Below are 4455 nucleotides of genomic sequence, written 5' to 3'. Positions count from 1 at the left end.
GATCAACACAGTGGTAAACCGTTAATGCCGGCTTTATCAAATTATGAAAAGTAGGGTAGGTATAGTTGTATGAGTTGATATAAATGTAATCTGTAATATTAAAATTCCTGATTACCTTTTTGAGTCTTGCTGCAACTATTAGTTCATTCACTCTAAGGGCAATACGATACAACCACCCCTCGGGTAGCATATTGATAGAGGGTACCGGGGGTGAAATAACAATTTTAAGATTTGGTATTTCTGTTTGTATAATGTTGTTGGTTGATGAAAAAAAATGAGGTTTCCTGATTTTATACTCGGGAGTATCTTTATATCTTATGTAATCTCTCCAGGTAAAAGGCCTGTCAACAAAGTAAACAAAGTTGTTTTTAGCCAAATACCGGGCCATGGTGTAGTTTGTTGATTCAAGGCGGCCATCAAACTGCATCTGTGAAAATATGATGATATTGCGGTTCTTAAGCTCCATATTAAATTTGCCCGGTTTCTTTTTTCCTCATCTTGTTATAAAGCATGCCTATTAATTCTATCAATTCAAGATACCCTAAATAGAAGATGTCTTTAATTGAAAATTTCAGGTGTTTTTTAAGCGTCACGTAACCGAATATGGCCCCCGAAAAGAATGTAAAAATTGATGCAACAGCCACGCCATACAGGTTATGAAAAATGAAGATCCCCGCAAAATCGGCACTTACATTAACCGCCAGCATAATGAAAACTTTAATCATGTTTAAATGAGGCTTTCCAATAATATCCAGTGTTATACCAAAAAACCTGTCGATAGGTAACAGCATTACAAAGCACATAAATATGCGGAAGATGTTGCCCGCATCAGAGTGCTGGTAACTGCCGCCAAACAATAAACCGATAACCAGGTCGGCTAATAAAAAAGCAACTACAGCTACAGGAATTAAGGCAATGGTAAGCATCCCCGCGTACTTTTTGAGGATGTATGATACATGCTTTTTATCTCCGCGATGCACAGCTGCCGACATTACCGGCAAGGCAGTTGCAACAAAAGCCCTCAACGGGATCTCAAAAACCTCCATTAATCTTTGCGGAATATAATAAACAGCCAGCAATCCCGAGGGGAACATCATTTTTATGATAAAAGTATCCGAGCTGCGCAACAGGTATGAACTGATGGAAGTACCTACGCTATATTTACCAAAATGGGCAAGTTCTTTAACAGATGCCCAGTTTTTACTGCCGATAGTTTTTATTCTGGACCAACCTAAGGCCGTAGTGGTAATACTGCTGATGACGTTATTTAAAAAGTAACAATAAATTATGTTTTGAAAGCTGATTTTATGGAAGATGATCAACAATAATATAAATATAAAGAAACCTCCCTGGTTAATTAACTGTACCATAAAGAGTTTATCAAAGCGTGCCTCGGCCTGTAAAATCCAGCCGGAAATGGCTGTTGGTAAAGTTGACAGAAAAATAATGCTAAACCATTTTAATATGATAACCATATTGAGATTGCTACCAAAGTAAAAAACATACATTAACAAATTTCCAATCCCGAAGGTAAAAGTAATTATAAGTCCAATATACCATGCAGAGCCGGCAATGATAGCTGATCTTTCGGGACTGGCGCCGGCATAGTATTTTATAAGTGAAGTTTGCAGGAAGCCGGTTCTGAAAGTATCAGCGAGATTGAATATGACCAGGAAGAAGATGTAGTCGCCAAAGTCGGATTTGGAGAGGTGACGAGCCATTAACGCTAATATAACCATGCCCAAAACCGGCATTATAGCGTTACTTGCTAAAGAAATTGTGTGTTTATTTATAAGCTTTTTTAACACGCCCATTGCTTGTTTGTTACGCTTTTTCCCAGCAATTTGTTTTAAAATTGTACTTTTTAATTACTTTGGCCGGGTTACCTACTGCCACCGAATAATCGGGAATATCTTTGGTAACCACACTGCCGGCGCCAATTATTGCATGCTTGCCTATGGTTACACCCGCAGTAATTACGCTGTTGGCGCCCACCCAAACATTATCGCAAATAGTGATTTGTTTTGTTACCACTTTTTGCATCCGTGGCGGAAGCGTTACATCCTCATAACCATGGTTAAGGCCCGATATTACAATGTTTTGGGCAAGCATTACATAATTGCCCATGCTAACCGGTCCAATAATCACATTACCTATGCCGATACCACAGTTGTTGCCTATTACTACATCCCCAACGCCATTATTGATGGTGGCGAAATCTTCAATAATGCTTTTGCTCCCTAATGAAAACTTATTAAAGGGGAATATATCCAAACGTGCATAATACCTTACAACGGCACCTTTACCCCGATAGTGATAAAAAGGAGTAATAAACCAGCGTACCCATAGCCTGGGCCTTGATTGGCCGGTAGGTATGAGCATCCAGTGAACCAGTTTTTTTAACTTTGAGTTTGATTTTATTGTAGCTATTACTGACATCGGCTTTAATTCTATTGTGGTAATAATACTTCGCCTTTATTGTTGTTTGCACCCATCAGTTTTTGTTGTTCTGTATCAAGTCGCCTGCAAACCACTATAATGGCAATTGCCAGGTAAAATATAATATTTGATGGATACTGTACAATTGCCTGCTGCGGAAAGTTACCTATATTAAAAGCAAATATTACCAATATCATGGCCATACAATAGTTTTTAAGCTGCGGATCTTTTATAAGGAAGAAATTGTTAATACCACTACGCAATACCACAAAAAATAGTGTACAAAAAAGGAGCAATCCTACCCAGCCCATTTCAACGGCTACGCGTACATAACCGCTATCTGGCGGAAATTTAGCCAGCATGGAGTTTGGTGAGAAACGCCTGCCCCAAACACCCACAGACCCAAGGCCTCCGCCAAACGGATGGGCTAAAATGAATGGTTTGATGCGCCTTTGGTTTTCGGCGCGTACGTTATAGGATGCATCATTTGATGGTTTAAAGGCTGTTTGAAACCTTTTTATTAATGGGTTTGATGTGGGAGCAACAATTAAAACGCCAAGCATTAAGCCGGCTATTACGGTAAAAATGAGTACCTTTCTGTTAAAATTAAGTACAGCCAAAATAATAAGGGAGGCCGGTAACAGCACATAAGCTGCCCGTGTACCCGAATAAAGCATTACATATAGGAAAAATGCAGCCAGGCACCCCAATGTGATCTTTTTGCGTAAAGTTATATTTCCCATAATAAGGGCAATGCATAATAAAGAACCAATTACCATGTTATAAGAGAAAGTAACCGGATCTGAAAAGATGGCAAACTTGCGCATGTGCCCATCAATAAACAGGAGGCTTACCCGCTGCGGATCAGAATAAAGCCATTTTCGTTCGAATGATAAAAAACCAAAGTTTTCTTGCTGGAAGGCTGATATTGCGGCAATGAGGTCGAGCGCRAGCCAGAGTTTTAACAGGTATTTAATGAAATCAACAGATCGGATATGGTAAACAAATACAAAGTACATCAGCATAATAAAGCCAACCGTACGTACAGTATAAACCCAAGCTAAAACAGATGCCGCAGCCGGGTTTATAGCCTGCAATAAATTGTATACAAGCCATATAATAATGAGTGCACTTATTGGGTTTTTAAAATAACTCCAGTCATTTTCGCTTTTTTGTTTGATGAAATATCCAAGAATCAAAAGGTAGGTGATAGCATCAAGCAGGGTACCTATTGGCACCCCAGCGGGTAAAAATTCTGAAACGTAATTGATAAAAAATGAAGCAATAATTAAAACAGTTATCCCAATTTTGGGATAGGCCACAATAGCAAAAAGAATAGCTAAACCTGCCATTAACACAAAAATGGCGCCTATGCCCATGAAGCCCGATTCATAAACTATTAAGCCTACAATAACTGCGGCAGCTACCAAAAAAGATAATATAAACGGACTTGAAAATTTTTGAACAAGCAAACTTTTCCAAAATGATCCCCTTACTTTATTATCTGTTTGGTCATTCAGCATTTAACATAGCTATTGATTTATAAAAACAAAATTTTAATTGCCCAAACAAAGACGCCAGCAAAGGCCAGTAAGATGGCTGCCTTACGCGATCGGTTTTGAAGAGCCGTTAAATTTTCAAAAGGATCTGGTTTTATTTCTGCGGGATCTATTCTCATAACGGTAAAGCTAAAGGTAAATTAACCCCGATAACGTTGCGGGTGTTTTATTTACATCTATTTTCCTTTTTTATTATTAATAGTGGCCTTGTTTAACACCCAGCCACCAAACTTATTACCAAGGCTTTTTAAAAAGGCCAGGTAAGGCTTTTGTGCGTTTGTTATGCTTTTATTGGCTTCAAAAACAGCTATTGTTTTATTGGCAAACAATAACCACTCTTTCGATTTATTTAATGAACTTAGTGGTGCTGTATCAATAATAACTATGTCGTATTTTGATCTAAGATCATCAAAGCGGTTTTTAACAAATATTTCGTCGCCAATTTCAAGTAAGGTTA

4 protein-coding genes and 2 pseudogenes are annotated in these 4455 nt (G+C 38.3%); all 6 read right to left on the bottom strand.

Going from position 1 to position 4455, the window contains the following annotated elements:
* A pseudogene (locus AC1DPZ_RS22675) lies at nt 1-466 on the bottom strand (glycosyltransferase family 1 protein); the annotation flags it as partial.
* Nucleotide 467: 1 nt separating this feature from the next.
* On the bottom strand, nt 468-1814 hold the full coding sequence (locus tag AC1DPZ_RS22670) for a lipopolysaccharide biosynthesis protein (protein ID WP_477407731.1): 1347 nt from the start codon (nt 1812-1814) through the stop codon (nt 468-470).
* A gap of 10 nt (nt 1815-1824) precedes the next feature.
* Entirely contained in the window at nt 1825-2439 is a 615-nt protein-coding gene (locus AC1DPZ_RS22665) for an acyltransferase (protein ID WP_477407729.1), read from the bottom strand.
* A gap of 11 nt (nt 2440-2450) precedes the next feature.
* Nucleotides 2451-3962, bottom strand: a complete 1512-nt coding sequence (locus AC1DPZ_RS22660) for an O-antigen ligase family protein (protein WP_477407727.1) — start codon at nt 3960-3962, stop codon at nt 2451-2453.
* Nucleotides 3963-3979: 17 nt separating this feature from the next.
* Nucleotides 3980-4117, bottom strand: a complete 138-nt coding sequence (locus tag AC1DPZ_RS22655; protein ID WP_477407725.1) for a hypothetical protein — start codon at nt 4115-4117, stop codon at nt 3980-3982.
* 57 nt (nt 4118-4174) lie between these two features.
* Nucleotides 4175-4455, bottom strand: a pseudogene (locus AC1DPZ_RS22650) (lipopolysaccharide biosynthesis protein); the annotation flags it as partial.

The sequence above is a fragment of the Mucilaginibacter sp. P4_G9 genome, assembly GCF_056400985.1.
The sequence above is the reverse complement of the archived record's forward strand: the minus strand, read 5'-3'. Positions and strand labels throughout refer to the sequence as shown.